Source organism: Streptococcus humanilactis (assembly GCF_019448275.1).
GTDB classification, from domain to species: Bacteria; Bacillota; Bacilli; order Lactobacillales; family Streptococcaceae; genus Streptococcus; species Streptococcus humanilactis.
The window spans coordinates 1-227 of the sequence record NZ_JAHXBZ010000049.1; the positions used below are offsets into that span (position 1 = coordinate 1).

The 227-nt window shown below is 47.1% G+C and carries 1 protein-coding gene; it reads left to right on the forward strand.

Annotation, left to right across the window (positions count from 1 at the left end):
- Positions 1-227: hypothetical protein (locus tag KV696_RS09815; protein WP_219967536.1), on the forward strand; the 227-nt coding region annotated here is incomplete at both ends.

Here is a 227-nt window from a genome sequence, read left to right on the forward strand (position 1 = left end):
ACACAAACCAGCGAGCGTATCCGGACAAACAACGCCAGCGCAGTTGAAAGATGGAGACACAGCAACGATTAAGTTCGAGCAAGATCCAACAACCGGTGAAGTGACGGTAACCGTAAGTAAAGCGAATGGCGGCACTTACGCAACAGGAACGACAGTTAAAGTACCAGGAATTGACAACGACACCTTCACAGTAGGAGAAAATGGAACGTTCAAGATTCCAAATACGA